At 70.5% G+C, this 23289-nt stretch carries 24 protein-coding genes and 1 tRNA gene; 13 read left to right on the top strand and 12 right to left on the bottom strand.

Going from position 1 to position 23289, the window contains the following annotated elements; translation table 11 throughout:
* Positions 1-226: 226 nt before the first annotated feature.
* The 5 genes from paaA to paaE are packed head-to-tail and all read left to right on the top strand — an operon-like array spanning position 227 to position 3852.
* Positions 227-1246 carry a 1,2-phenylacetyl-CoA epoxidase subunit PaaA gene (paaA, locus tag ACIGA3_RS17570; protein WP_399716158.1) on the top strand — a complete coding sequence of 340 codons (1020 nt, stop codon included), beginning with the start codon at positions 227-229 and terminating at the stop codon, positions 1244-1246.
* Complete coding sequence (gene paaB / locus ACIGA3_RS17575; protein ID WP_130337920.1) at positions 1243-1530, top strand: 1,2-phenylacetyl-CoA epoxidase subunit PaaB; 288 nt, start codon at positions 1243-1245, stop codon at positions 1528-1530. The genes paaA and paaB overlap by 4 nt, the downstream gene beginning before the upstream one ends.
* A complete protein-coding gene (gene paaC, locus ACIGA3_RS17580; protein WP_399716160.1) occupies positions 1527-2246 on the top strand; it encodes a 1,2-phenylacetyl-CoA epoxidase subunit PaaC in 720 nt (239 codons plus the stop codon). The genes paaB and paaC overlap by 4 nt, the downstream gene beginning before the upstream one ends.
* On the top strand, positions 2240-2788 hold the full coding sequence (gene paaD, locus ACIGA3_RS17585) for a 1,2-phenylacetyl-CoA epoxidase subunit PaaD (RefSeq protein ID WP_399716162.1): 549 nt from the start codon (positions 2240-2242) through the stop codon (positions 2786-2788). Before paaC ends, paaD begins: the two co-directional genes overlap by 7 nt.
* Complete coding sequence (paaE, locus tag ACIGA3_RS17590) at positions 2788-3852, top strand: 1,2-phenylacetyl-CoA epoxidase subunit PaaE (protein ID WP_399716164.1); 1065 nt, start codon at positions 2788-2790, stop codon at positions 3850-3852. The genes paaD and paaE overlap by 1 nt, the downstream gene beginning before the upstream one ends.
* A 109-nt stretch (positions 3853-3961) precedes the next feature.
* Here paaE and ACIGA3_RS17595 read toward each other — a convergent pair whose 3' ends face one another.
* From ACIGA3_RS17595 to ACIGA3_RS17615, 5 genes are all read right to left on the bottom strand, one after another.
* Entirely contained in the window at positions 3962-4291 is a 330-nt protein-coding gene (locus ACIGA3_RS17595; protein ID WP_399716668.1) for a rhodanese-like domain-containing protein, read from the bottom strand.
* Positions 4292-4350: 59 nt separating this feature from the next.
* A complete protein-coding gene (locus ACIGA3_RS17600) occupies positions 4351-5172 on the bottom strand; it encodes a hypothetical protein (protein WP_399716167.1) in 822 nt (273 codons plus the stop codon).
* A gap of 101 nt (positions 5173-5273) precedes the next feature.
* On the bottom strand, positions 5274-5747 hold the full coding sequence (locus tag ACIGA3_RS17605; protein ID WP_399716169.1) for a hypothetical protein: 474 nt from the start codon (positions 5745-5747) through the stop codon (positions 5274-5276).
* 73 nt (positions 5748-5820) lie between these two features.
* Complete coding sequence (locus ACIGA3_RS17610) at positions 5821-7335, bottom strand: DUF2252 domain-containing protein (protein ID WP_399716172.1); 1515 nt, start codon at positions 7333-7335, stop codon at positions 5821-5823.
* A gap of 194 nt (positions 7336-7529) precedes the next feature.
* Positions 7530-7616 (bottom strand) — tRNA-Leu (locus ACIGA3_RS17615).
* 439 nt (positions 7617-8055) lie between these two features.
* Between ACIGA3_RS17615 and ACIGA3_RS17620 the strand changes: the two genes are divergently transcribed.
* From ACIGA3_RS17620 to ACIGA3_RS17650, 7 genes are all read left to right on the top strand, one after another.
* The gene (locus ACIGA3_RS17620) at positions 8056-8910 is read left to right on the top strand and encodes an FhaA domain-containing protein (RefSeq protein ID WP_399716175.1); all 855 of its coding nucleotides are present in this window, start codon (positions 8056-8058) and stop codon (positions 8908-8910) included.
* A gap of 10 nt (positions 8911-8920) precedes the next feature.
* Positions 8921-9454: an FHA domain-containing protein gene (locus ACIGA3_RS17625; RefSeq protein ID WP_399716178.1), complete on the top strand. Its 534-nt coding sequence runs from the start codon at positions 8921-8923 to the stop codon at positions 9452-9454.
* Between the two features lie 141 nt (positions 9455-9595).
* Positions 9596-11146 (top strand): Stp1/IreP family PP2C-type Ser/Thr phosphatase, encoded by a 1551-nt coding sequence (locus tag ACIGA3_RS17630; RefSeq protein ID WP_399716669.1) that lies wholly within the window; start codon positions 9596-9598, stop codon positions 11144-11146.
* A gap of 27 nt (positions 11147-11173) precedes the next feature.
* Entirely contained in the window at positions 11174-12637 is a 1464-nt protein-coding gene (locus ACIGA3_RS17635) for an FtsW/RodA/SpoVE family cell cycle protein (RefSeq protein WP_399716180.1), read from the top strand.
* A gap of 178 nt (positions 12638-12815) precedes the next feature.
* A complete protein-coding gene (locus tag ACIGA3_RS17640; RefSeq protein WP_399716182.1) occupies positions 12816-14291 on the top strand; it encodes a peptidoglycan D,D-transpeptidase FtsI family protein in 1476 nt (491 codons plus the stop codon).
* Positions 14292-14461: 170 nt separating this feature from the next.
* Positions 14462-16444 (top strand): Stk1 family PASTA domain-containing Ser/Thr kinase, encoded by a 1983-nt coding sequence (gene pknB, locus ACIGA3_RS17645; protein ID WP_399716185.1) that lies wholly within the window; start codon positions 14462-14464, stop codon positions 16442-16444.
* A gap of 103 nt (positions 16445-16547) precedes the next feature.
* Positions 16548-17186, top strand: coding sequence for a restriction endonuclease (locus ACIGA3_RS17650; RefSeq protein ID WP_399716187.1), 639 nt, complete (start codon positions 16548-16550; stop codon positions 17184-17186).
* Here the strand turns inward: ACIGA3_RS17650 and ACIGA3_RS17655 are convergent, their stop codons facing one another.
* From ACIGA3_RS17655 to ACIGA3_RS17675, 5 genes are all read right to left on the bottom strand, one after another.
* Positions 17187-17933 (bottom strand): class E sortase, encoded by a 747-nt coding sequence (locus tag ACIGA3_RS17655; RefSeq protein WP_399716672.1) that lies wholly within the window; start codon positions 17931-17933, stop codon positions 17187-17189.
* Between the two features lie 47 nt (positions 17934-17980).
* Complete coding sequence (locus ACIGA3_RS17660; protein WP_399716189.1) at positions 17981-19108, bottom strand: class E sortase; 1128 nt, start codon at positions 19106-19108, stop codon at positions 17981-17983.
* Positions 19105-19746 (bottom strand): aminodeoxychorismate/anthranilate synthase component II, encoded by a 642-nt coding sequence (locus ACIGA3_RS17665; RefSeq protein WP_399716192.1) that lies wholly within the window; start codon positions 19744-19746, stop codon positions 19105-19107. Before ACIGA3_RS17665 ends, ACIGA3_RS17660 begins: the two co-directional genes overlap by 4 nt.
* Positions 19743-19904, bottom strand: a complete 162-nt coding sequence (locus ACIGA3_RS17670; RefSeq protein WP_399716194.1) for a hypothetical protein — start codon at positions 19902-19904, stop codon at positions 19743-19745. The genes ACIGA3_RS17665 and ACIGA3_RS17670 overlap by 4 nt, the downstream gene beginning before the upstream one ends.
* 181 nt (positions 19905-20085) lie before the next feature.
* A complete protein-coding gene (locus tag ACIGA3_RS17675; protein ID WP_399716197.1) occupies positions 20086-20874 on the bottom strand; it encodes a DUF881 domain-containing protein in 789 nt (262 codons plus the stop codon).
* Between the two features lie 152 nt (positions 20875-21026).
* Here ACIGA3_RS17675 and crgA point away from each other — a divergent pair, with 152 nt between their 5' ends.
* Positions 21027-21281 (top strand): cell division protein CrgA, encoded by a 255-nt coding sequence (gene crgA / locus ACIGA3_RS17680; RefSeq protein ID WP_030805947.1) that lies wholly within the window; start codon positions 21027-21029, stop codon positions 21279-21281.
* 272 nt (positions 21282-21553) lie between these two features.
* Here crgA and ACIGA3_RS17685 read toward each other — a convergent pair whose 3' ends face one another.
* On the bottom strand, positions 21554-22471 hold the full coding sequence (locus tag ACIGA3_RS17685; RefSeq protein ID WP_399716200.1) for a rhomboid family intramembrane serine protease: 918 nt from the start codon (positions 22469-22471) through the stop codon (positions 21554-21556).
* Positions 22472-22601: 130 nt separating this feature from the next.
* Complete coding sequence (locus tag ACIGA3_RS17690; RefSeq protein WP_399716202.1) at positions 22602-23132, bottom strand: peptidylprolyl isomerase; 531 nt, start codon at positions 23130-23132, stop codon at positions 22602-22604.
* Positions 23133-23289: the final 157 nt, after the last annotated feature.

The following is a 23289-nucleotide window of genomic DNA, read 5'->3' on the forward strand; positions in this document are numbered from 1 at the left end:
GCGCAGCCCTGGGCCCGGCCCACGTTCCCCGCCCGCCGCACGGTGCCCGGCACCGCCGGGACCGCCGACGGGCCACGGAGGTTTTCCACAGGCGCCCCACGACGTTGTCCACGGCGTTGTCCACAGCGGTTGACACCCGAGGACGCCCCGGCACACCATTGACACGCACGAACCGAACGATCGGTCGGGACGTGTTTCCGGCAGAGTCCTAGGTCAGGGGGACCGCATGGCCACAGCAGCCGCGCCTCGCACGGACCGCACATCCGCGGGCGGCGCACCCGGCGCCACCGCGGACACAGCGGCGCACCAGCACGCCTTCGACGCGGCCGTGGCCGCCGAGGAACGCATCGAGCCACGCGACTGGATGCCGGACGCCTACCGCGCCACCCTCGTCCGCCAGATCGCCCAGCACGCCCACTCCGAGATCATCGGCATGCAGCCGGAGGCGAACTGGATCACCCGCGCCCCCAGCCTGCGCCGCAAGGCCATCCTGATGGCCAAGGTCCAGGACGAGGCGGGCCACGGCCTCTATCTCTACAGCGCCGCCGAAACCCTCGGCACCAGCCGCGAGGAGCTGCTCGACAAGCTGCACACCGGCCGCCAGAAATACTCCTCGATCTTCAACTACCCGACCCTGACCTGGGCCGACGTGGGGGCGATCGGCTGGCTGGTGGACGGCGCCGCCATCACCAACCAGGTCCCCCTGTGCCGCTGCTCCTACGGCCCCTACGCCCGCGCGATGGTCCGCATCTGCAAGGAGGAGTCCTTCCACCAGCGCCAGGGGTACGAGCTGCTCCTCGCGCTCAGCAAGGGCACCCCCGAGCAGCACGCCATGGCACAGGACGCGGTCGACCGCTGGTGGTGGCCCTCGCTGATGATGTTCGGCCCGCCCGACGACGCCTCCCAGCACTCGGCCCAGTCCATGGAGTGGAAGATCAAGCGCCACTCCAACGACGAGCTGCGTCAGCGTTTCGTCGACATCTGCGTCCCCCAGGCCGAATCGCTCGGCCTCACCCTCCCCGACCCGGACCTCAAGTGGAACGAGGAACGCGGGCAGCACGACTTCGGCGCCATCGACTGGACCGAGTTCAAGGAAGTGCTGAAGGGCAACGGCCCCTGCAACGAACAGCGCATCACCCAGCGCCGCCGCGCACACGACGAGGGCGCCTGGGTCAGGGAAGCGGCCGCCGCCCACGCGGCCAAACACGCCGGGAGCACCGGCCGGACAGGAGCGACGCGCGCATGACCCACACCGACTGGCCCCTGTGGGAGGTCTTCGTCCGCTCCCGCCGCGGTCTCTCCCACACCCACGCCGGCAGCCTGCACGCCCCCGACGCGGAGCTGGCCCTGCGCAACGCCCGCGACCTCTACACCCGGCGCGGTGAGGGCGTCTCCATCTGGGTCGTTCCGGCCACCGCGATCACCGCCTCCTCGCCCGACGAGAAGGACCCGTTCTTCGAGCCGTCCGCCGACAAGCCCTACCGGCACCCGACCTTCTACGAGATCCCGGAAGGGGTGAAGCACCTGTGACCGCCACCGTCCCCACCACCGCCGCGCTCGCCCTCGGCGACGACGCCCTGGTGCTCTCCCACCGCCTCGGGGAGTGGGCCGGGCACGCTCCCGTCCTGGAGGAGGAGGTCGCCCTCGCCAACATCGCGCTCGACCTGCTCGGCCAGGCCCGCGTCCTGCTCTCCATGACGGGCGACGAGGACGAACTCGCCTACCTCCGCGAGGAACGCGCCTTCCGCAACCTCCAGTTGGTGGAGCAGCCCAATGGGGACTTCGCCCACAGCATCGTCCGGCAGCTCTACTTCTCCACCTACCAGCACCTCCTGTACACCGAACTCGCCTCGCGGGAAGGCCCGTTCCAGCCGCTGGCCGCGAAGGCGGTCAAGGAGGTCGCCTACCACCGCGACCACGCCGAGCAGTGGACCGTGCGCCTCGGCGACGGCACCGAACTCAGCCACGACCGGACGAGCCGGGCCTGCGACGCGCTGTGGCGCTTCACCGGCGAGATGTTCCAGCCGGTCCCCGGCGTGGACATCGACTGGACCGCTCTGGAAGCGAGCTGGCTGGCATCCCTCACGGACGTGCTCGACCGCGCCACCCTGACCGTCCCCGAAGGCCCCCGTACGGGCGCCTGGGCGGCGGGCGCGGGCCGACAGGGCCTGCACACCGAGCCGTTCGGGCGGATGCTCGCCGAGATGCAGCACCTGCACCGCAGCCACCCGGGGGCGTCATGGTGACCGTCACCGCGCTGGAGACGGAGCTGCTGGAGCTGGCCGGCTCGGTGCCCGACCCCGAACTCCCCGTGCTCACCCTGCATGAGCTGGGCGTACTGCGCGCGGTGCACCTCACCGGCGCCGACTCGGTCGAGGTGGACCTCACCCCGACCTACACCGGCTGCCCGGCCGTCGAGACGATGAGCGCCGACATCGAGCGGGTCCTGCGCGCCCACGGCATGCACGAGGTCACCGTCCGCACCGTCCTCGCCCCCGCCTGGTCCACGGACGACATCACCCCCGAGGGGCGCCGCAAGCTCCAGCAGTCCGGCATAGCCCCGCCCCGCGCCCAGCACCTCACCGGCCCGGTCCCCCTCGCCCTGGGCCCGACCCGCACCGGGCAGGGCCTGGAGACGGCGACCGGGACGGCACAGGAAGCCATCCACTGCCCGCACTGCGACTCCGCCGACACCGAGCTGCTGAGCCGGTTCTCCTCCACGGCCTGCAAGGCGCTGCGCCGGTGCCTGTCCTGCCGTGAACCCTTCGACCACTTCAAGGAGTTGTGATGGCACGCTTCCACCGGCTCCGGGTGGCCGAGATCGACCGGCTGACCGACGACTCGGTCGCCGTCACCTTCACCGTGCCGGCCGAACTGCGCGAGGAGTACCGGCACAAGCCGGGCCAGCACCTCACCCTGCGCCGCCGCGTGGACGGCGGGGACATCCGCCGCACCTACTCGATCTGCTCCCCGGCCCCCGACCCGGCCGGGGACGGCCCGAGCACGCTGCGCGTGGGCGTGCGACTGGTCGACGGGGGCGCGTTCTCCACGTACGCGTTCAAGGAGATAGCGGTCGGGGACGAGCTGGAGGTGATGACCCCGGCCGGGCGTTTCACCCTGGACCCGGCGCCGGGGCACTTCGCGGCGGTCGTGGGCGGCAGCGGCATCACACCGGTGCTGTCGATCGCCGCCACGCTGCTGGCCCGCGAGCCGGGCGCGCGGTTCTGCCTGATCCGGGCCGACCGTACGGCCGCCTCGACCATGTTCCTGGAGGAAGTGGCCGACCTGAAGGACCGTTACCCGGAGCGGTTCCAGCTGGTGACGGTGCTCTCCCGCGAGGAGCAGCAGGCGGGCCTGCCGTCGGGGCGCCTCGACCGGGACCGGCTCACCGGGCTGCTGCCCGCGCTGCTCCCGGTGGACCAGGTGAAGGGCTGGTTCCTGTGCGGACCGTACGGGCTGGTGGAGGACGCCGAGCGGGCCCTGCGCGGCCTGGGCGTGGACCGGTCCGGCATCCACCAGGAGATCTTCCACGTGGACGGCGGCACCGCCCCGGCCACCACCGCACCGGCGGCCGCACACAGCACGGTCACCGCCCGCCTCGACGGCCGCGGCGGCAGTTGGCCGGCTCAGCAGGGCGAATCCCTGCTGGACACCGTCCTGCGCAACCGCCCCGACGCCCCCTACGCCTGCAAGGGCGGCGTGTGCGGCACCTGCCGCGCCTTCCTGGTCGCCGGCGAGGTCCGCATGGACCGCAACTTCGCCCTGGAAACAGAGGAAACAGAGGCGGGCTACGTCCTGGCCTGCCAGTCCCACCCCCTGACGGAGAAGGTGGAGGTGGACTTCGACCGGTGAGGGGGGGTGTTCCGGGGTCGCGACTGCCGACCAAGTAGGAGATCCGGCCCGGTCCCACTCATTGAGCGGACGGCGCAAGCCGTCCCGACCTCGCTCCGAATCGCCCTGCCTAGATCACAACTCCGGCCTGACCGGCGTCCGTCACCACCGGGCGCCCCGTGGCCTCCCAGTACTTCATGCCGCCGTCGACGTTCACGGCGTCGATGCCCTGCTGGACGAGGTACATCGTGACCTGGGCCGAGCGGCCGCCGGAGCGGCAGATGACGTTGACGCGGCCGTCCTGCGGGGCGGCCTCGGTCAGCTCGCCGTACCGGGCGACGAACTCGCTGATCGGGATGTGCAGCGCCCCCTCGGCATGACCGGCCTGCCACTCGTCGTCCTCGCGGACGTCCAGCAGGAAATCGCCGTCCTTGAGGTCCGTGACCTCGACCGTGGGCACATCAGCTCCGAAACTCATGCCCCCGACGCTACCCGAAGCGCCTCACACGACGCCGAGGCTCACTCCTGCGTCAGCAGGGCCGCGAGATCCGACTCGCGACGCGCGATGTCGCCGTGCAGCCGCTCGGCGATCTCCGCGAGGAGGCTGTCGGGGTCGTCCGGGGCGAGACGGAGCATGCCGGCGATGGCGCCGTTCTCCAGTTCGTGGGCGACCAGGGTGAGCAGTTCCTTGCGCTGGGCGAGCCACTCGAGGCGGGCGTACAGCTCGTCGCTGGGGCTGGGCTGCCGCTCGGGCGGCACCGGGCCCGCGGCCCACTCCGCGGCGAGTTCCCTGAGCAGGGCCTCGTCGCCGCGGGCGTAGGCGGCGTTGACGCGGGTGATGAACTCCTCGCGGCGGATGCGCTCGGCGTTCTCCTGGGCGAGGTCGGGGTGGGCCTTGCGGGCGAGATCGCGGTAGAGCTTGCGGACCTCCTCGCTGGGGCGCACCCGCTCCGGAGGCCGCACCGGCTGGTCGGTGAGCATCGCGGTGGCCTCGGGGAACAGGCCCTGGCTGTCCATCCAGCCGTGCAGCAGTTCCTCGACGCCGGGGATGGGCGAGAGGTTGGCGCGGGCCTCGGCGGCGCGGCGGATGTCCTCGGGGTCCTGGGTACGGGCCGCCCGCGCCTCGGCGATCGAGGCGTCCAGTTCCTCGATGCGGGCGTAGAGGGGGCCGAGCCGCTGTTCGTGCAGCCGGGCGAAGTTCTCGACCTCGACGCGGAAGGTCTCCACGGCGATCTCGAAGTCGATCAGCGCCTGCTCGGCGGCGCGGACGGCCTTTTCCAGCCGTTCTTCGGGCCGCGGCGACTGGGACTGCTCGGTCTGCTCAGCTTCCGGGGTCGTCACCCGACCAGCCTAGGCCACGGCCACAAGAGCCGAACCGGGCCGAACCGGACGACCGCCCGGCCCAACTCGCCTCCTCCGCGGCCACCCCCGCCCGAGCACCCTCATCCGCCCCCCGTATCCGGGCAGGCGGCCGGTACCCACTCGGCCACCAGATCGCGGCAGGCCACCACCAGCCGGCCGGGGCGGCAGGCCACCTCGTGGGTGCAGCCGCCGGGCAGCGGCAGGATCTCGTCGAGGATCACATCGCCCAGCGAAGCCGGATCGCACACGTCCAGCACGTCCGACTGGAAGCGGGAGACGCCGGTGTAGCGGACGAGGAGGTCCTCCTCGTGGCGGAAGCAGTTGTGCCGGAAGCGGATCTCGACGTCACCGTCGGCCGTGCGGTTCACCCGCGTGGGCAGCAGGTCGCGGACGCAGCGCTTGGCGTCGGGGTCGTAGTGCGCCGGGTCGGTGGCGAAGGCGCGGGCGCCGGGCGGAAGTCCGGCGGCGATGCCGGGCAGCCGGGCGAGATAGGGGCGGGGGTCGGCGAGCACCGGCTCCTCGCTGCCGCCGCCGCGCAGTTCGACGTACTTCATCTCACCACCCCGGTCGGCGTCTGCCCGACAACGGCGGCTGTCCCGACAACGGCGGTCGTCCCGGCATCGGCGGTCACACCCCCGTCTCGGCCGCGATCCGCCCGGAGCGCACCGCCGCCACCAGCTGGGCGTGGTCGGCCTCGGTGCGGTCGGCGTAGGCGGTGGCGAAGTCGGCCACGGCGTCGTCCAGTTCCTCGTTCTTGCCGCAGTAGCCGGCGATGAGGCGGGGGTCGGCGCTGTGGGAGTGGGCGCGGGCCAGCAGGGCGCCGGTCATCCGGCCGTAGTCGTCGACCTGGTCGGGGGCGAGGGCGGCGGGGTCCACGCTGCCCTTGCGGTTGCGGAACTGGCGCACCTGGAAGGGATGTTGGTCGACGGTGGTCCAGCCCAGCAATATGTCGCTGACGACCTGCATCCGTTTCTGCCCGAGGACCACGCGCCGTCCCTCGTGCTGGGCGGGCGGCACCGGGAAGCCCGCGGTGGCCAGGTGCGGGGTGAGCGCGGAGGGCCGGGCCTCCTTGGCCTGGAGGACGAGCGGCTCACCGCGGTGGTCGAGGAGCAGCACCACGTAGGAGCGGGTGCCGACGCTGCCGGTGCCGACGACGCGGAAGGCGACGTCCTGCACCGCGTACCGCGCGAGCAGCGGCAGCCGGTCCGAGCCGAGCGTCGACAGATACGGCTCCAGCGAGGCGGCGACGACGGCGGCCTCGGCGTCCGGGACGCGGCGCAGCACCGGCGGCGCGTCCACGAACCGGCGGCCGCCGTCCCCGGTCTCCTCCGTCGACCTGGCGGCGAAGCGGCCGCTGGTGTTGGCCCGCGCCTTCGCCGAGACCCGCTCCAGGGTGCCGAGGAGGTCGTGGGCATCGGTGTGGGAGACGAGTTCCTCGTCCGCGATGGCGTTCCAGGCGTCCAGCGCGGGCAGCTTGGCGAGCAGCCGCATGGTGCGCCGGTACGCGCCCACGGCGTCCCGCGCGGCCGCGCGGCAGGTGTCCTCGTCGGCCCCGGCCTCGCGCCCGGCCAGCACCAGGGAGGCGGCGAGCCGCTTCAGGTCCCACTCCCACGGGCCGTGCACGGTCTCGTCGAAGTCGTTGAGGTCGATGACCAGACCGCCGCGCGCGTCGCCGTACAGACCGAAGTTGGCCGCGTGGGCGTCGCCGCAGATCTGGGTGCCTATGCCGGTCACCGGGGTGCGGGCCAGGTCGTACGCCATGAGGCCGGCCGAGCCGCGCAGGAAGGCGAAGGGGGAGGCGGCCATGCGGCCCACCCGGATCGGGGTCAGCTCGGGGATACGCCCGGCGTTGGACTCCTCGACCGCGGCGACCGCGTCCGGCCGCGCGTCGTCCACCACCAGGTCCCGGTGGGAGGCACGGGGTACGCCCGCCCGCAGCGCCTTGCCCTGGTGCTTGGCGGACCCGTTCGGCGGCCACTGCGCGAACCCACGCAGCCGTGGCACCCGGCTCTCCGGCCCCGCGCTGCCCACCGCGTCAGCCAGCTCCACCCCGGCTCCGGTCACCGTGACCGCCTCCCCCGCACACCGACCGCCGACGCCCCGCACGAGCGTCTCGAACATCAACTCGTGCCGAAGGTACATGCGGTGACCGAAACGCGTCAGACCCTGTGGACAACTCACCACTTGTGGACATCCACGGCCTCTCCCGCGGCCGGCATCCGCCCGTCGACGCGCGCCGCGCACCCCTGAGACCTTCCTCACAAGCACCCACCGGGAAGCGCCTGGCCGGGAACGCCAAAGTGGGCGGCATCTTTACGATGCCGCCCACTTGACTATGGTGCGCGAGGGGGGAGTTGAACCCCCACGCCCTTTCGGGCACTGGAACCTGAATCCAGCGCGTCTGCCTATTCCGCCACCCGCGCATTGGGTGTGCCTTCCGGCTTGGCCCCTGCGGGCTGGCCCCTTCCGACATGCAGAACATTAGCACGGCCCACGGGGTGGAATCACATCCCTTCTCCAGGCCCCCCACCAGGCCATCTGCCCCGCCCGGCCCGGTAACGCGCACCGCACGGCGGCCCCGGCGGGCGCTCCCGCAACCCCTGCCCCTGTGGACAAAGCTGTTCAGGTATCAACCTCGTACCGGTCCCGGCCATCTCATCCACAGGGGGACCGGACCGGCCGCCGGGTGCGGGACACTGGAGCGAGGCCGCCTCTACGATCCTCCTCCGAAGGAGTTCGAAGGGGAGCCGCTGGGGGAACCGGCTGATTGCCGGGCGCGTAGATACGATCAGTGAGCAGTACCGGCGAGGCTGCCGCGCCGAGCACGGCACGGCAGAACGGCAGCGACGGAGGAGGTGCCCCATGGGAGTCCTGAAGAAATTCGAGCAGCGCCTCGAAGGTCTGGTCAACGGCACCTTCGCCAAGGTGTTCAAGTCCGAGGTCCAGCCGGTGGAGATCGCCGGCGCGCTCCAGCGCGAGTGCGACAACAACGCGACCATCTGGAACCGGGACCGGACCGTGGTCCCCAACGACTTCATCGTGGAGCTGAGCACGCCCGACCACGAGCGGCTCAGCCCCTACTCCGGACAGCTCGGCGACGAGCTGGCCGGGATGGTGCGCGACTACGCCAAGCAGCAGCGCTACACCTTCATGGGGCCGATCAAGGTCACCCTGGAGAAGGCCCCCGACCTGGACACCGGTCTGTACCGGGTGCGCAGCCGCACCCTCGCCTCCTCCAGCAGCCAGGAGCCCCAGGCTCCCCAGGCCGGCGGCCCGGGCCCCGCGGGGCCCCAGGCCCCCCAGAGCGGTTACGGCTACCCGCCCGCCGGAGCCCCCCCGATGCCGTCCGCGCCGCCTCCCGGCGCCCGGCCCGGCGGCTACGGCTACCCCCAGCCCGCCACCCAGCGGCCCTCGGCCGCACCGATGGGCGGCGGCGCGACCCGGTACTGGGTCGAGGTCAACGGCAGCCGCCACCAGATCTCCCGCCAGACCCTGGTGATGGGCCGCAGCACCGAGGCAGATGTACGGATCGACGACCCCGGCGTCTCCCGCCGGCACTGTGAGATCCGGACCGGAACGCCCTCGACCGTCCAGGACCTCGGCTCCACCAACGGCATCGTGGTGGACGGACAGCACACCACCCGCGCTACGCTCCGCGACGGCTCGCGGATCGTCGTGGGCAGCACCACCGTTATCTATAGGCAAGCCGAAGGGTGAAGCGGGGGCAATGTCAGAGCTGACCCTCACGGTCATGCGGCTGGGTTTTCTGGCCGTACTGTGGCTGTTCGTCATCGTGGCCGTGCAGGTCATCCGCAGCGATCTGTTCGGTACGCGTGTCACACAGCGGGGAGCGCGCAGGGAGGCCCAGCGTCCGCAGGCCGCCGCCCGGCAGCAGTCCGCGCCCTCGCAGACGCGCGGCCAGCGCGGACAGCGGGCCCAGCAGAGCGGCGGCCGCCAGCGGCGCAACGCGCCCAGCAAACTCGTCGTCACCGAGGGCACCCTCGCCGGGACCACCGTGGCGCTCCAGGGCCAGACCATCACCCTGGGCCGCGCGCACGACTCGACGATCGTGCTGGACGACGACTACGCCTCCAGCAGGCATGCCAGGATCTACCCCGACCGTGACGGCCAGTGGATCGTGGAGGACCTCGGTTCCACCAACGGCACCTACCTGGACCGGTCCCGGCTGACGACCCCGACGCCGGTCCCGCCGGGCGGGGCGATCCGCATCGGCAAGACCGTCATCGAGCTGCGGAAGTAGTGCTACACCAATGAATGAGCGCGAGCGGAGCGAGCACGCGGCGGCGGACCGCAATCCGGTCCCCGGCGCGCTCCCGACCGGAGGGTGGGCAGTGTGGCTCGACACGACCGGCTGTACCCGGAGCCGACTGGCGAGGTGCGCATGAGCCTGTCCCTGCGCTTCGCCGCCGGATCGCACAAGGGCATGATCCGGGAGGGCAACGAGGACTCCGGTTACGCCGGTCCCCGCCTGCTCGCCATCGCCGACGGCATGGGCGGCCAGGCCGCCGGTGAGGTCGCCTCCTCGGAGGTCATCTCCACCCTGGTCACGCTCGACGACGACGTGCCCGGCTCCGACATCCTCACCTCGCTGGGCACCGCCGTGCGCCGCGCCAACGAACAGCTGCGCACCATGGTCGAGGAGGACCCCCAGCTCGAGGGCATGGGCACCACCCTCACCGCGCTGCTGTGGACCGGCCAGCGGCTCGGCCTCGTGCACGTCGGCGACTCGCGCGCCTACCTGCTGCGCGACGGCATGCTCAGCCAGATCACCCAGGACCACACCTGGGTGCAGCGCCTGGTCGACGAGGGCCGGATCACCGAGGAGGAGGCCAACGCCCACCCGCAGCGCGCGCTGCTGATGCGCGCCCTCGGCAGCGGCGACCACGTCGAACCCGACCTCTCCATCCGCGAGGTCCGCGCGGGCGACCGCTACCTCATCTGCTCCGACGGGCTCTCCGGCGTCGTCTCCCACCAGACGATGGAGGAGGCGCTCGCCAGCTACCAGGGCCCGCAGGAGACCGTGCAGGAGCTGATCCAGCTCGCGCTGCGCGGCGGTGGCCCCGACAACATCACGGTGATCATCGCCGACGTGCTCGACCTGGAGACCGGTGACACCCTCGCCGGTCAGCTCTCCGACACCCCGGTCGTGGTCGGCGCCGTCGCCGAGAACCAGCACCACCTGAACCACGACAACGGCATCATGCAGACCCCGGCCGGCCGCGCCTCGCACCTCGGCCGCCAGGGCCGCAGGCAGGGCGGCGGCAGGCACGGCCAGGCCCCCGGTGACACCGACGAGTACGCCCCCGAGGGCGGCTTCGACGAGTACTCCGACGACGACTTCACCAAGCCCCGCAAGGGCCGCCGCTGGCTGAAGCGTTCCCTCTGGAGCGCCCTCGCCCTCGCGGTGATCGGCGGCGCGGTCTACGGCGGCTGGCGCTGGACCCAGACCCAGTACTACGTCGGCATCAACGGCGAGCACGTCGCGCTCTACCGGGGCATCAGCCAGGACCTCGCCTGGGTCTCGCTGTCCAAGGTCGAACAGGACCACCCCGAGATCGAACTCAAGTACCTGCCGCCGTACCAGCAGAAGCAGGTCAAGAACACGATCGTGGTGGCGGGCGGTCTGACCCAGGCCCGCTCCAAGGTGGAGACGCTCTCCGTGCAGGCGTCCGCCTGCCGCAAGCAGGCCGAGCGCACCGCCGCCGAGCGTGAGCAGCAGAACTCCAAGACGGGCCAGGGCGCGACCGGCGGCACCACCGGTGCCACCAAGACCGCCTTCACCAAGGCCAGCCCCACGCCGGACCCCTCGGCCTCCTCGCCGAAGTCGCAGGCGTCGCCCTCGAAGTCCCCGACCGCAACCGCCACTCCCCGGCCCGGCCCCAGCCTCTCCGAGGATGAGCAGAAGGTCGCCGATCAGTGCGGCAAGCAGTAGGAAAGCCGTGAGAGGCCCCGTCACACGATGAGCAGTACTACCAACACGCCGACGCACCACACGTCCACGATCGGCTCGATCGGCGCGCCGAGCCGCCGCAACACCGAGCTGGCCCTGCTGATCTTCGCCGTGGTCATCCCGGTGTTCGCCTACGCCAACGTGGGCCTGGCCCTCAACGACCAGGTCCCCGCGGGCCTGCTCGGCTACGGCCTGGGCCTCGGTCTGCTGGCCGGCGTCGCCCACCTCGCGGTGCGCAAGTTCGCCCCGTACGCCGACCCGCTGCTGCTGCCGCTGGCCACCCTGCTCAACGGGCTCGGCCTGGTGTGCATCTGGCGCCTGGACCAGTCGAAGCTGCTGCAGTCCATCGGCCAGGCGGGCGGCAAGGCCACCAACCAGCTCGTCTACACCGCGCTGGGCATCATCCTGTTCGCCGTCGTGCTGATCTTCCTCAAGGAACACCGCACGCTGCAGCGGTACACCTACATCTCCATGGCGGCGGCGCTGGTCCTGCTGCTGCTCCCGCTGGTGCCCGGTCTCGGCGCCAGCGTCACCTACGGCGCCAAGATCTGGATCCAGATCGGCAGCTTCACCATCCAGCCCGGTGAGTTCGCCAAGATCGTGCTCGCGGTCTTCTTCGCCGGCTATCTGATGGTCAAGCGGGACGCGCTGGCGCTGGCCAGCCGCCGCTTCATGGGTCTCTATCTGCCGCGCGGCCGCGACCTCGGACCGATCCTGGTCGTCTGGTTCATCTCGATCCTGATCCTGGTCTTCGAGACGGACCTCGGCACCTCGCTGCTGTTCTTCGGCATGTTCGTGATCATGCTGTACGTGGCCACCGAGCGGACCAGTTGGATCGTCTTCGGTCTGCTGATGAGCGCCGCGGGCGCGGTCGGCGTCGCGAGCTTCGAGACGCACGTCCAGCAGCGTGTCCAGGCGTGGCTCGACCCGATGAAGGAGTTCACGCTCTCCCGGCAGGGCCAGGTCGGTCACTCCGACCAGCTCCAGCAGGCCCTGTGGGCGTTCGGCTCCGGCGGCACCCTCGGCACCGGCTGGGGCCAGGGCCACTCCGAGCTGATCCGCTTCGCCGCCAACTCCGACTTCATCCTCGCCACCTTCGGGGAGGAGCTGGGACTGGCGGGCATCATGGCGATCCTGCTGATCTACGGCCTGATCGTCGAGCGCGGTGTGCGCACCGCCCTCGCCGCCCGCGACCCCTTCGGCAAGATGCTCGCCATCGGCCTGTCCGGCGCGTTCGCCCTCCAGGTGTTCGTCGTCGCGGGCGGTGTGATGGGGCTCATCCCGCTGACCGGTATGACGATGCCCTTCCTCGCGTACGGCGGTTCGTCCGTCATCGCCAACTGGGCGCTCATCGGCATCCTGATCCGCATCAGCGACACCGCCCGGCGCCCCGCGCCCAGCCCGGCCGCCAACCCGGACGCCGAGATGACGCAGATCGTGCGCCCCGGCGCCACCGGGCCCGACCCGCAGTGAGCGCGGCGGGCGGCGGGACCGTACCTCTGGTCAGGTCCCGTCGCCCGGCTGCCGGAGCGTCCACGTCCACAGACGGTGCCCCTAGACTGTGGGCGGCCAAGGACGGGGGCCAGCACCAGCGACACCGAGAGACCGAAGCGACAGGCGCCGCCCCTGTCAGCTCGTGGAAAGGCCGGACGTGAACAAGCCCCTGCGCCGCATCGCAATCTTCTGCGGACTGCTCGTCCTGGCATTGCTGATCCGCGACAACTGGCTCCAGTACGTCCAGGCCGACAAGCTCCGCACCGCCGGGGACAACCGCCGGGTCGCCATCGAGCGCTACGCCGCCCCGCGCGGCGACATCATCGTGGACGGCAACCCGATAACCGGCTCCGTCGAGACCAAGGCCGGCGACTACAAGTACAAGCGCACGTACAAGAACGGCGCCATGTGGTCGCCCGTCACCGGCTACTCCTCCCAGGCGTTCGACAGCTCGCAGCTCGAGAAGATCAACGACGGCATCCTCACCGGCAACGACGACCGGCTGTTCTTCCGCAACACCCTCGACATGCTGACCGGCAAGCCCAAGCAGGGCGGCAATGTCGTCACCACGCTCAACTCGTCGGCGCAGAAGGCCGCGTACTCCGGGCTGAAGAACCAGGGCGGCAAGGGCGCGGTCGTCGCGCTGGAGCCCTCCACCGGCAAGATCCTCGCGCTGGCCTCGTACCCCTCGTACGACCCGTCGTCCTTCGCGGGTTCCCGTGACGACGACGCGGCCGCCTGGCAGAAGCTGCAGAAGAAGAGCGACTCCGCCGACCCGATGCTCAACCGGGCGCTGCGCGAGACCTACCCGCCGGGCTCCACCTTCAAGGTGGTCACCGCCGCGGCGGCGCTGGAGAACGGCAAGTACTCCTCGGCCGACCAGAAGACGGACACCCCGCTGCCCTGGGTCATGCCCGGTACGCAGACCGAGCTGAAGAACGAGGGCAACATCCCCTGCAAGGACGCGACGATGCGGGTCGCGCTCCAGTTCTCCTGCAACACCGTCTTCGGCAAGATCGGCGCCGACCTCGGCAACGAGAAGATGCTGGACGAGGCCAAGAAGTTCGGCTTCGACGCCGAGCAGTTCACGCCGATCCGCGCCAACGCCTCGGTGTTCGGCAAGAACATGAACGACTCGCAGACCGCGCTGTCCTCCATCGGCCAGTTCGACACCGCCGCCACCCCGCTCCAGATGGCCATGGTCGCCTCCGCGGTCGCCAACGACGGCAAGCTGATGAAGCCGTACATGGTCGACTCGCTGCAGTCCTCCAACCTCGACCCGGTCGAGAAGACCGACCCGCAGGAGATGAGCCAGCCGCTGTCGCCGGGCAACGCGCAGATCCTGCAGTCGATGATGGAGACGGTCGTCAAGGACGGCACCGGCAAGAACGCGCAGATCAACGGCGTGACGGTGGGCGGCAAGACGGGTACCGCGCAGCACGGTGTGGAGAACAGCGAGAACCCCTACGCGTGGTTCCTCTCCTACGCCAAGCTGCCCGACCACAGCTCGCCGGTGGCCGTGGCGGTGGTCATCGAGGACGACAACGCCGTCCGCGACGACATCTCCGGCGGCGGCCTGGCCGCCCCGATCGCGAAGAAGGTCATGGAGGCGGTCATCAACTCCAAGAAGTGAACCCGCTCACGTGTCCTTCACATCGGCGCACGTTGCGATACCGGTCCGGTATCGGGTTACCGGCTTGGCCAGGGCACACGGAGCGAGCCGGGTACGGTAGGCCCGGACGGCAGCTCCGGCCGCGCACACCCGTGCCGGCCGGGACCGACGGAGAGGGCTGGTAAGTAGCTATGGAAGAGCCGCGTCGCCTAGGCGGCCGGTACGAGCTGGGCCACGTGCTCGGCCGTGGTGGCATGGCCGAGGTCTACCTCGCGCATGACACCCGCCTCGGCCGCACCGTGGCGGTGAAGACGCTGCGCGCGGACCTCGCGCGTGACCCGTCCTTCCAGGCCCGGTTCCGCCGGGAGGCCCAGTCTGCCGCCTCGCTCAACCATCCCGCGATCGTCGCTGTCTACGACACGGGCGAGGACTACATCGACGGGGTCTCGATCCCGTACATCGTGATGGAGTACGTCGACGGCTCCACGCTCCGTGAGCTGCTGCACTCCGGGCGCAAGCTGCTGCCCGAGCGCTCGATGGAGATGACCATCGGCATCCTCCAGGGTCTGGAGTACGCCCACCGCAGCGGCATCGTCCACCGGGACATCAAGCCGGCCAACGTCATGCTGACCCGCAACGGCCAGGTCAAGGTGATGGACTTCGGCATCGCCCGCGCCATGGGCGACTCCGGGATGACGATGACGCAGACCGCGGCCGTGATCGGCACCGCCCAGTACCTCTCCCCGGAGCAGGCCAAGGGCGAGCAGGTCGACGCCCGTTCCGACCTGTACTCCACGGGCTGCCTCCTCTACGAGCTGCTGACCGTCCGTCCGCCGTTCGTCGGCGACTCCCCGGTGGCCGTGGCCTACCAGCACGTCCGCGAGGAGCCGCAGCCGCCGAGCGTGTTCGACCCCGAGATCACGCCGGAGATGGACGCGATCGTCCTCAAGGCGCTGACCAAAGACCCGAACTACCGCTACCAGTCGGCCGACGAGATGCGCGCCGACATCGAGGCGTGCCTCGACGGGCAGCCCGTCGGCGCGACCGCTGCCATGAGCACGGTCGGCTACGGCTACGCCGACGACCAGGCCACCACCGCGATGCGGCAGGAGTCGGCCGGGGCGACGACGATGCTCCCGCCGATGAACCCGGACGACGGCGGCTACGGCTACGACGACCGGCCCGACCGGCGGCGCCAGCAGAAGAAGAGCAACAACAACACCTCGACGATCCTGCTCGCGGTCGCGGGTGTGCTGGTGCTCGTCGGCGCCATCCTGATCGGGATGGTGATGTTCTCCGGCAAGACGGAGAAGCCGTTCGCGGCGCCGAGCTTCGTGGGCAACTCCGTCGAGGAAGCCCGGAAGATGGCGGACGCCACGGATCTGAAGCTGGGCGAGATCACGCGCAAGCCGTGTGAGAACCAGCCCAAGAACAAGATCTGTTCGCAGGACCCGGCGGCCGGTACGGACGTCAAGAAGAAGGACACCGTCAACCTGGTCGTCTCCACGGGCGCGCCCAAGGTGACGATCCCGAGCGTCATCGGGCTCACCTTCGACGAGGCCAGGGAGAAGCTGGAAGGCGACGACTACCAGCTCACGGTGAAGAAGGAGACCCGCGTCTCCAGCGACACCCCGGACAACGTCCTCGACCAGGACCCCACCGGCGGCAAGCAGGTGCAGAAGGGTTCCACGATCACCCTGATCGTCGCCAAGGCCGAGGAGAAGGTCACCATCCCGAACGTCGCGGGCAAGTCCTGCGACGAGGCGAAGGCCGACCTCCAGAACGCGGGCCTCGTCCCGACCTGCACCGACCAGCCCGTGGCCGACCCGGCCCAGAAGGACAAGGTCCAGGGCACCAACCCGGAGATCGGCCGCCAGGTCAAGAAGGGCACCCCGGTCTCCATCAACGTCGGCAAGAACGACGCCCCGCAGCAGGTCCAGGTCCCGGATGTCACCAAGCAGGCCCTGAAGGACGCCCGCAACACCCTCCAGGCCGCCGGCCTCCAGATCCAGCCCACGGGACCGGGCGCGGGCGACGACAACGCCACCGTCCTCACACAGAGCGTCCCCCCCGGCACCCTGGCCAACAAGGGCGACACCATCACGGTGATAGTCGTGAACCAGGGCAACAACGGAGCCGGAGGCGGCGGAATCTTCGGCGGCCAGAACGGCTGACCCCGCTCCCCGGTCCACGACACAGTCCCCGGCACCGTTTGGTGCCGGGGACTGTGTCGTTTTCCGATCGTGCCCTCATATGCCCGCAGGTCGTTGACAGCGCATGATCGACCAAACGGCACTCCTGGAGTCCAAGGCGCTGCGCACCAGCGTGCTGGACCGCACCGAGGTACTGGACCGGGTGAAGGCCCTCTCCCTGCTTCCGGATGGCCTGCATGTGACGACGGCGATGGTGGCGACCTACTTCGGGGTCACCATCGAGGCTGTGCGCCAGCTGACCCGGCGGCATCGGGAGGAACTCGCGGCCAACGGCATGGTCGTCCTGCGCGGCGCTGACCTGCGAACATTCGAGAGTGACAACGTGTCACTCTCGCTGGGAAGTTATCCACAGGCCCGTCGAAGCCTCACCGTCTACTCCCGCCGAGCCGTCCTCAACATCGCCATGCTCCTGCGCGACAGCGAGGTCGCCCGGCAGGTGCGCACGTACCTTCTCGATGTGGAGCAGTCGGTCCGTGCCCGGCTCGACGGCCCGGCGCTGGACGACCGTATCGATCAGCGGATCACACGCATCCTCGGCAGGACGGTCGTGCCGATGTTCAACGCGCTGATCGAGACCTCGGGCGAGCACCAGCGGGAGCTGGTCGCGCTGCGGGACGGGGTGCGGCGGATCGAGCGGCGGCTTCAGCTGCACCACGCTCGGTTGCGGCGGCTGGAGACTCCGCGGGGCGACCCGACGGAGTGATCAGCGGAGTTCCGCAGGGGGCGTCCGGTTGCTGTCCACCTTCTCCGTGCGGACCAGTTCGGCCCAGACCACGTAGCGGTAGCGGCTCGTGTAGACCGGGGTGCAGGTGGTCAGGGTGATGTAGTGGCCCGGCTTGGCCTTGCCGGACTCCTTCGGGATCTGGGCGAGGACGTCGACGTTGTACTTCGAGGTCTCGGGGAGGACCGAGTAGACCTTGTAGACGTACCACTTGTCCTTGGTCTCGAAGACGACCGGGTCGCCCTCGTGCACCTTGTCGATGTTGTGGAACTTGGCGCCGTGGCCGTCGCGGTGGGCGGCGAGGGTGAAGTTGCCCTTCTTACCGGTCATCGGGAGCACGGCCTTGGCCGGGTCGGTGTAGTAGCCGGCCACACCCTCGTCGAGGACGTCCGGGGAGGTGCCCTTCTCCACCAGCACCGTGCCGTTGCGCATCGCCGGGACGTGGAGGAAGCCGATGCCCGCCTTGGTGTCCAGCGCGCCGGGCCCGGTGTCGGAGCGCGCCCAGTGATCGCGGACCTTGTCGGCCTGGCGGTCGGCGTGCCGGTCGGCGACGACGTTCGTCCACCACAGCGAGTACACGACGAACAGCCCGAGCACCGCCCCGGCCGTGATGAGGAGTTCCCCGAGGAGGCTGACCGCCCGCGCGATCGGCCCCTGCCCCCGCGGCGGACCGCCGCCCATGCGGGACGCGGCCGTGTGCTCTTCGGTGCCGTCGGCGGTCGCTGCCACAGATCCCCTGCCCATGTTCGGCTCTTCGGCTGGTCGGCGGACCGCCGCTACTGGATGAGCGCGTCCGGCTTGCCCTTGCTGCGCGGGCGTTCCTCGACCATCTTGCCCCAGACGATCAGCCGGTACTTGCTGGTGAACTCGGGCGTGCAGGTGGTCAGGGTGATGTACCGCCCCTGCTGGGTGAACCCGGACCCCGTCGGCACCGGATTCAGCACACTCGTGTTCGACGGCGGCGTCACCGGCAGCATCGACGCCACCTTGTACACGAAGTACTCGTCCTGCGTCTCGACCACGACCGCGTCGCCCGCCACCAGCCGGTTGATGTAACGAAACGGCTCACCATGGGTGTTGCGGTGCGCGGCGAGCCCGAAGTTGCCGGTCTTGTCGTACGGCATCGCCGTCTTCAGCGGGGCCTCGCCGTAGTGCCCGACCATGCCCTTGTCGAGCACGTTCTTGTTGCTGACGCCCTCCGCGATCGGCGCGACCACGTCCAGCTTGGGGATGTGCAGGATGGCGAACCCCTGCCCCGGCTCGAACGCCCCCGGCGCCCGCTTGCCGTTCGCCCAGTCGTCCTGGAGCTGGCTCGTCTCGCTGCCGGCCTCCGCGTGCGCCCGTACGTTCGTCCACCACAGCTGGTAGGTGACGAACAGCAGCATGACCACACCGGTGGTGATGAAGATTTCGCCGATCGCCCGGCTGACCATGACAGTCGCACCCGGCTTGCGCGCCCGCGCCCGCTGCCGGGCCTCGACCCGCGACAGCGGCCGCCCGGCGCCCTCACCGAACCCCGTCGGCGCCACCGCATCCGCGTCCCGGTCCCCGCCGCTCCGCCCACCGCGCCCGCCACCCCGCTTGGCGGCCTTTCTGCGGGCCGCGCGCCCACCGGTGGCAGGTCCGGCGCCCGAGGCGCCCGCGGAGGCGCTCAGCGAGCCGTACGCGCCCTCCGGCCCACCGGGCACCCGCAGCGCCATCGTCCGGTCCTCGAGGGGGAGTTCGGGCATCGCCGCGTAATCGGTGTAATCGGCGTACTCGGTGTACCCGTTGTACTCGTCGCGCTCGTCCACGGCGGGCATCCGCGCCGTCCCCGGATCGCCCGCGCCCGCGAACGCCGGACCGTAGGACCCGTACGGCACCCCGCCGTACCCGTCCTCACGCTCCGGGCGCGGTGTGGTCACGCCGTGGCCCTGCCCACCACCGGGGCGAGCCCCGCCGACCTCGCCACCGCGTCCGCGTCGCCGCACTCCGCCAGCCAGTTGGCCAGCATCCGGTGGCCGTGCTCGGTCAGCACCGACTCGGGATGGAACTGCACACCCTCGACCGGGAGTTCACGGTGGCGCAGCCCCATGATGATCCCGTCCCCGGTGCGGGCGGTGACCTCCAGCTCGGCGGGCACGGTGGCCGGCTCGGCGGCCAGCGAGTGGTACCGGGTGGCGATGAACGGCGTCGGGAGCCCCGCGAAGACACCCCGGCCCTCATGGATCACGGGCGAAGTCTTGCCGTGCAGCAGCTCGGGCGCCCGGTCCACCACCCCGCCGTAGGCGACCTGCATCGACTGCATGCCGAGGCAGACCCCGAACACCGGGACGCCGGTCGCGGCGCAGTGCCGGACCATGTCCACGCAGACCCCGGCCTCCTCGGGCGTGCCCGGTCCGGGCGAGAGGAGGACGCCGTCGAAACCGTCCTGCGCGTGGGCGGTGGTCACCTCGTCGTTGCGCAGCACCTCGCACTCGGCGCCGAGCTGGTACAGGTACTGGACGAGGTTGAAGACGAAGCTGTCGTAGTTGTCGACGACGAGAATCCGGGCGCTGCTCACTGGTTGTCCACCGTCACATCGTTGAAGGGCAGCAGCGGTTCCGCCCACGGGAACACGTACTGGAACAGGACGTAGACCGCGGCCACGACGAGCACGAGCGAGATCAGTGCCCTCACCAACCCGTTGCCCGGCAGATGCCGCCAGATCCAGCCGTACATGCCGTCCCTTCCGTTCCTCCACGGCTCCTGACTCACGCCGCACGGCACCAGACTAACGGCGGCGGCCCCGCCACCGGCCTGCCTGGCGCACACCTGGACTTACGGGGACGGGCGCCGATCACCTCAATGACGAGCGGAACGGTTTCGCGCCGCGAACACGCGGTCGGCGGGTGAGTCGCGGCTACTTCACGGGCGTCGCGTAGTGCAGGTCCACGGTGCCGGTGTAGCCGGGCAGCGTGACGGTGCCGTCGTCGGCGACGTCCCAGCCGAGGCCGTAGACATTGACGTACACCATGTAGTTCTGGATCGCCTTGCTCGCGGCGAGCGCCTGCTTCAGCCGGTCCGGGTCGCCCACGGCGGTGATCTTGTACGGGGGCGAGTAGACGCGGCCCTGGAGGATCAGGGTGTTGCCGACGCAGCGGACCGCGCTGGTGGAGATCAGCCGCTGGTCCATGACCTTGATGCCCTGGGCGCCGCCGTGCCACAGCGCGTTGACGACCGCCTGGAGGTCCTGCTGGTGGATGACGAGGTAGTCGGGCTGCGGGGCGGGATAGCCGGGGAGCTTGGCGGTGGCGTTCGGCGGGGCGTCGTTGAGGGTGACGGTGACCGCCTTGCCGGTGAGCCGCTCGGTGCCGGCGCTCTTCTCCAGCCCGCCGAGCCGCTCGTCCTGGGCGCGGGTGCTGCCGTCGTCGCCCTCGGCGAGCGATTCGACGCTGTGCCGCAGTGTGGCGTTGGACTCGTCCAGGCCCTGGTTCTTCCGGCTGCGCTCCTGGATCAGGTCCGACAGCTTCAGCAGCGAGGTGTCGGTGCGCAGGTCGGTGCCCTTGGCGGTGTTGAAGCTGGTGACGAAGAGGAGCCCGGCCAGGGCGAAGACTCCGGCGCTGAGTATCCGCACCGGCCTGAAGCGCGCGCGGCGGGCCGGAGCGGGACCCATTGCTCCCGTCCCTGGGGAGTCGGCAGAATTGCTCAACGTACCCTTATCTCCTTCGGCGCCGCGGAAGCACTACGCTAACGGACGTCCGGGGGAGTGCTCGGTGTGCCCTTGCCGTCCCCTTGTACGCTGCCCCGAGCCCGACCCAGACACGTGCGCGGCCACGCAGCGCATCGACAGGAGAGACCCTCGTGCCGAAGTCACGTATCCGCAAGAAGGCCGACTACACGCCGCCGCCCGTCAAGCAGGCGCAGGCCATCAAGCTCACCAACAGCGCCTGGGTCGCGCCCGTCATGCTGGCCATGTTCCTCATCGGCCTGGCGTGGATCGTGGTGTTCTACGTGACCGACGGCTCGCTGCCGATCGACAGCCTGGACAACTGGAACATCGTGGTCGGCTTCGGCTTCATCGCCGCGGGCTTCGGCGTCTCCACCCAGTGGAAGTGACCGGGCTCCAGACCCGGCCCCCACGAGCTCTGCCCACGGCTCTCCGCTGAGTTATCCACAGGCCAACGAAGTATCCACATCCCCCTGGGGAAAAGGAATACGATCTGTGGATAACTAATCCCCGGTTGACGCCGACAACACCATCCGACGACCGGTTCTCCACCTCGCGCCCCCTGCCTGACCTGCGGAGTCACATCCGAGCGGCAGGGGGCACAGCTGTTCCCCCACAGTGTGCACAAGATCGGGCACAGACTGTGGACAACGGTTCGGGCTCAGATGAGCTGAACCGTTCTCACCAGGGTGAGGACGGCCACCACGACGAGCACCAGGGCACACGCGCCGTACTGGATCAGCGCCCGCCGCTCGCGCGGGGCGTGGATCATCGCGTACCCCACGACGACCCCGGCGACCAGGCCGCCGATGTGCGCCTGCCAGGCGATGCCCGGGACCCCGAAGGTGATGATCAGGTTGACCACCAGCAGCACGATGACCGGCCGCATGTCGTAGCGGAGGCGGCGCATCAGCACGGCGGTGGCGCCGAACAGGCCGAAGATCGCACCGGAGGCACCCAGCGACGGCTGGTTGGGCGCGGCCAGCAGATAGGTCAGCGCGCCGCCGGCCAGGCCGCAGACCAGATACAGCGTGAGGTAGCGGGCGCGGCCGAGGGCGCCCTCCAGCGGGCCGCCGATCCACCACAGGCTGAGCATGTTGAACAGGATGTGGACATACCCGCCGTGCAGGAACATCGAGGTCAGCAGCCGGTAGTACTGCCCCTCGGCGATGCCCTGCACGCCGATGAGGTGGGGGACGTAGGCCCGGCCGATCAGATCGAGCTGGTTGGTGAAGACGTCGCCCAGGGAGAGCTTGACCAGGAAAGCGGCCAGGTTCAGCCCGATGAGGATCTTGGTGACCAGCCGGGGGTCGCCGGCGAGGGTGCCGCCCGCCAGGGTGCGGGGCCGGCTGTCGGCCGGGGCGCGGCCCGCGCCGGGAGCGGTGTCGCCGGGGCCGGGGGCGGGGGTGCCGCCGCGCACACAGTCGGGGCACTGGAAGCCGACGGACGCGTCGACCATGCACTCGGGGCAGATCGGCCGGTCGCAGCGGGTGCAGCGCACGCCGGTCTCGCGGTCCGGGTGCCGGTAACACACGGGCACGCTGCGGGCGCCCGGGGCGCTGGCTGCGGCCTGGTCCATGAGATCCCCTTGTCTCTCGCGTCGTCCGCCGAAGCTCCGGGAGCGCGGCACCGCCCCCGCTCATCCTTACGGACGAGCCGGGCGTTTGGTTCCCTATGCGGGATTTACCGGGGCCGGGTCCGGCTCCCGGTCAGCCCTCGGTCTTCTCCACGACGACGGACTCGATGACCACGTCCTCGACCGGGCGGTCGTTGCGGCTGGTGGGGACGGCCGCGATGGCGTCGACGACCTTCTGGCTCGCCGGGTCCGCGACCTCGCCGAAGATGGTGTGCTTGCGGTTCAGCCAGGTGGTCGGGGAGACCGTGATGAAGAACTGCGAGCCGTTGGTGCCCGGCCCGGCGTTGGCCATGGCGAGCAGATAGGGCTTGTTGAAGGACAGGTCGGGGTGGAACTCGTCCGGGAACTGGTAGCCGGGGCCGCCGATGCCGGTGCCGAGCGGGTCGCCGCCCTGGAGCATGAAGCCGCTGATCACCCGGTGGAAGGTGGTGCCGTCGTAGAGCCGGTCCGTGCTCTCGACGCCGGTCCCCGGGTGCTTCCAGGAGCGCTCGCCCTGGGCCAGCTCGACGAAGTTCTTGACCGTGGCCGGCGCGTGGTTCGGGAACAGCCTGATCTTGATGTCGCCGTGGTTGGTCTTGAGGGTGGCGTAAAGCTGCTCGGCCACGATCTGCCTTCCGTTGTCTTTCCGTTCGCCTCCGATCCTCGCACGCTCCGGCCGGCCCGGAGCCGGGCGGGCGGCGGTGAGTTCGGCTCGGAATGGGCGGCGCCCGGCGGGGAATCGTGGCAGGGTCGTCAGCGGGGCCGGTTGCCCGGAATTTCCT

It is taken from the genome of Streptomyces sp. NPDC085596, from assembly GCF_044541565.1.
In the GTDB taxonomy this organism is placed as follows: Bacteria; Actinomycetota; Actinomycetes; order Streptomycetales; family Streptomycetaceae; genus Streptomyces.

Coding starts and splice junctions, on each gene's coding strand:
- ACIGA3_RS17625 (WP_399716178.1), top strand. CDS start 8,921: ATGTCAGAGCTGACCCTCACGGTCATGCGGCTGGGTTTTCTGGCCGTA.
- paaD (WP_399716162.1), top strand. CDS start 2,240: ATGGTGACCGTCACCGCGCTGGAGACGGAGCTGCTGGAGCTGGCCGGC.
- ACIGA3_RS17620 (WP_399716175.1), top strand. CDS start 8,056: ATGGGAGTCCTGAAGAAATTCGAGCAGCGCCTCGAAGGTCTGGTCAAC.
- ACIGA3_RS17610 (WP_399716172.1), bottom strand. CDS start 7,335: ATGTACCTTCGGCACGAGTTGATGTTCGAGACGCTCGTGCGGGGCGTC.
- ACIGA3_RS17630 (WP_399716669.1), top strand. CDS start 9,596: ATGAGCCTGTCCCTGCGCTTCGCCGCCGGATCGCACAAGGGCATGATC.
- paaB (WP_130337920.1), top strand. CDS start 1,243: ATGACCCACACCGACTGGCCCCTGTGGGAGGTCTTCGTCCGCTCCCGC.
- paaE (WP_399716164.1), top strand. CDS start 2,788: ATGGCACGCTTCCACCGGCTCCGGGTGGCCGAGATCGACCGGCTGACC.
- ACIGA3_RS17635 (WP_399716180.1), top strand. CDS start 11,174: ATGAGCAGTACTACCAACACGCCGACGCACCACACGTCCACGATCGGC.
- ACIGA3_RS17605 (WP_399716169.1), bottom strand. CDS start 5,747: ATGAAGTACGTCGAACTGCGCGGCGGCGGCAGCGAGGAGCCGGTGCTC.
- paaA (WP_399716158.1), top strand. CDS start 227: ATGGCCACAGCAGCCGCGCCTCGCACGGACCGCACATCCGCGGGCGGC.
- ACIGA3_RS17685 (WP_399716200.1), bottom strand. CDS start 22,471: ATGGACCAGGCCGCAGCCAGCGCCCCGGGCGCCCGCAGCGTGCCCGTG.
- pknB (WP_399716185.1), top strand. CDS start 14,462: ATGGAAGAGCCGCGTCGCCTAGGCGGCCGGTACGAGCTGGGCCACGTG.
- ACIGA3_RS17650 (WP_399716187.1), top strand. CDS start 16,548: ATGATCGACCAAACGGCACTCCTGGAGTCCAAGGCGCTGCGCACCAGC.
- ACIGA3_RS17670 (WP_399716194.1), bottom strand. CDS start 19,904: ATGTACGGCTGGATCTGGCGGCATCTGCCGGGCAACGGGTTGGTGAGG.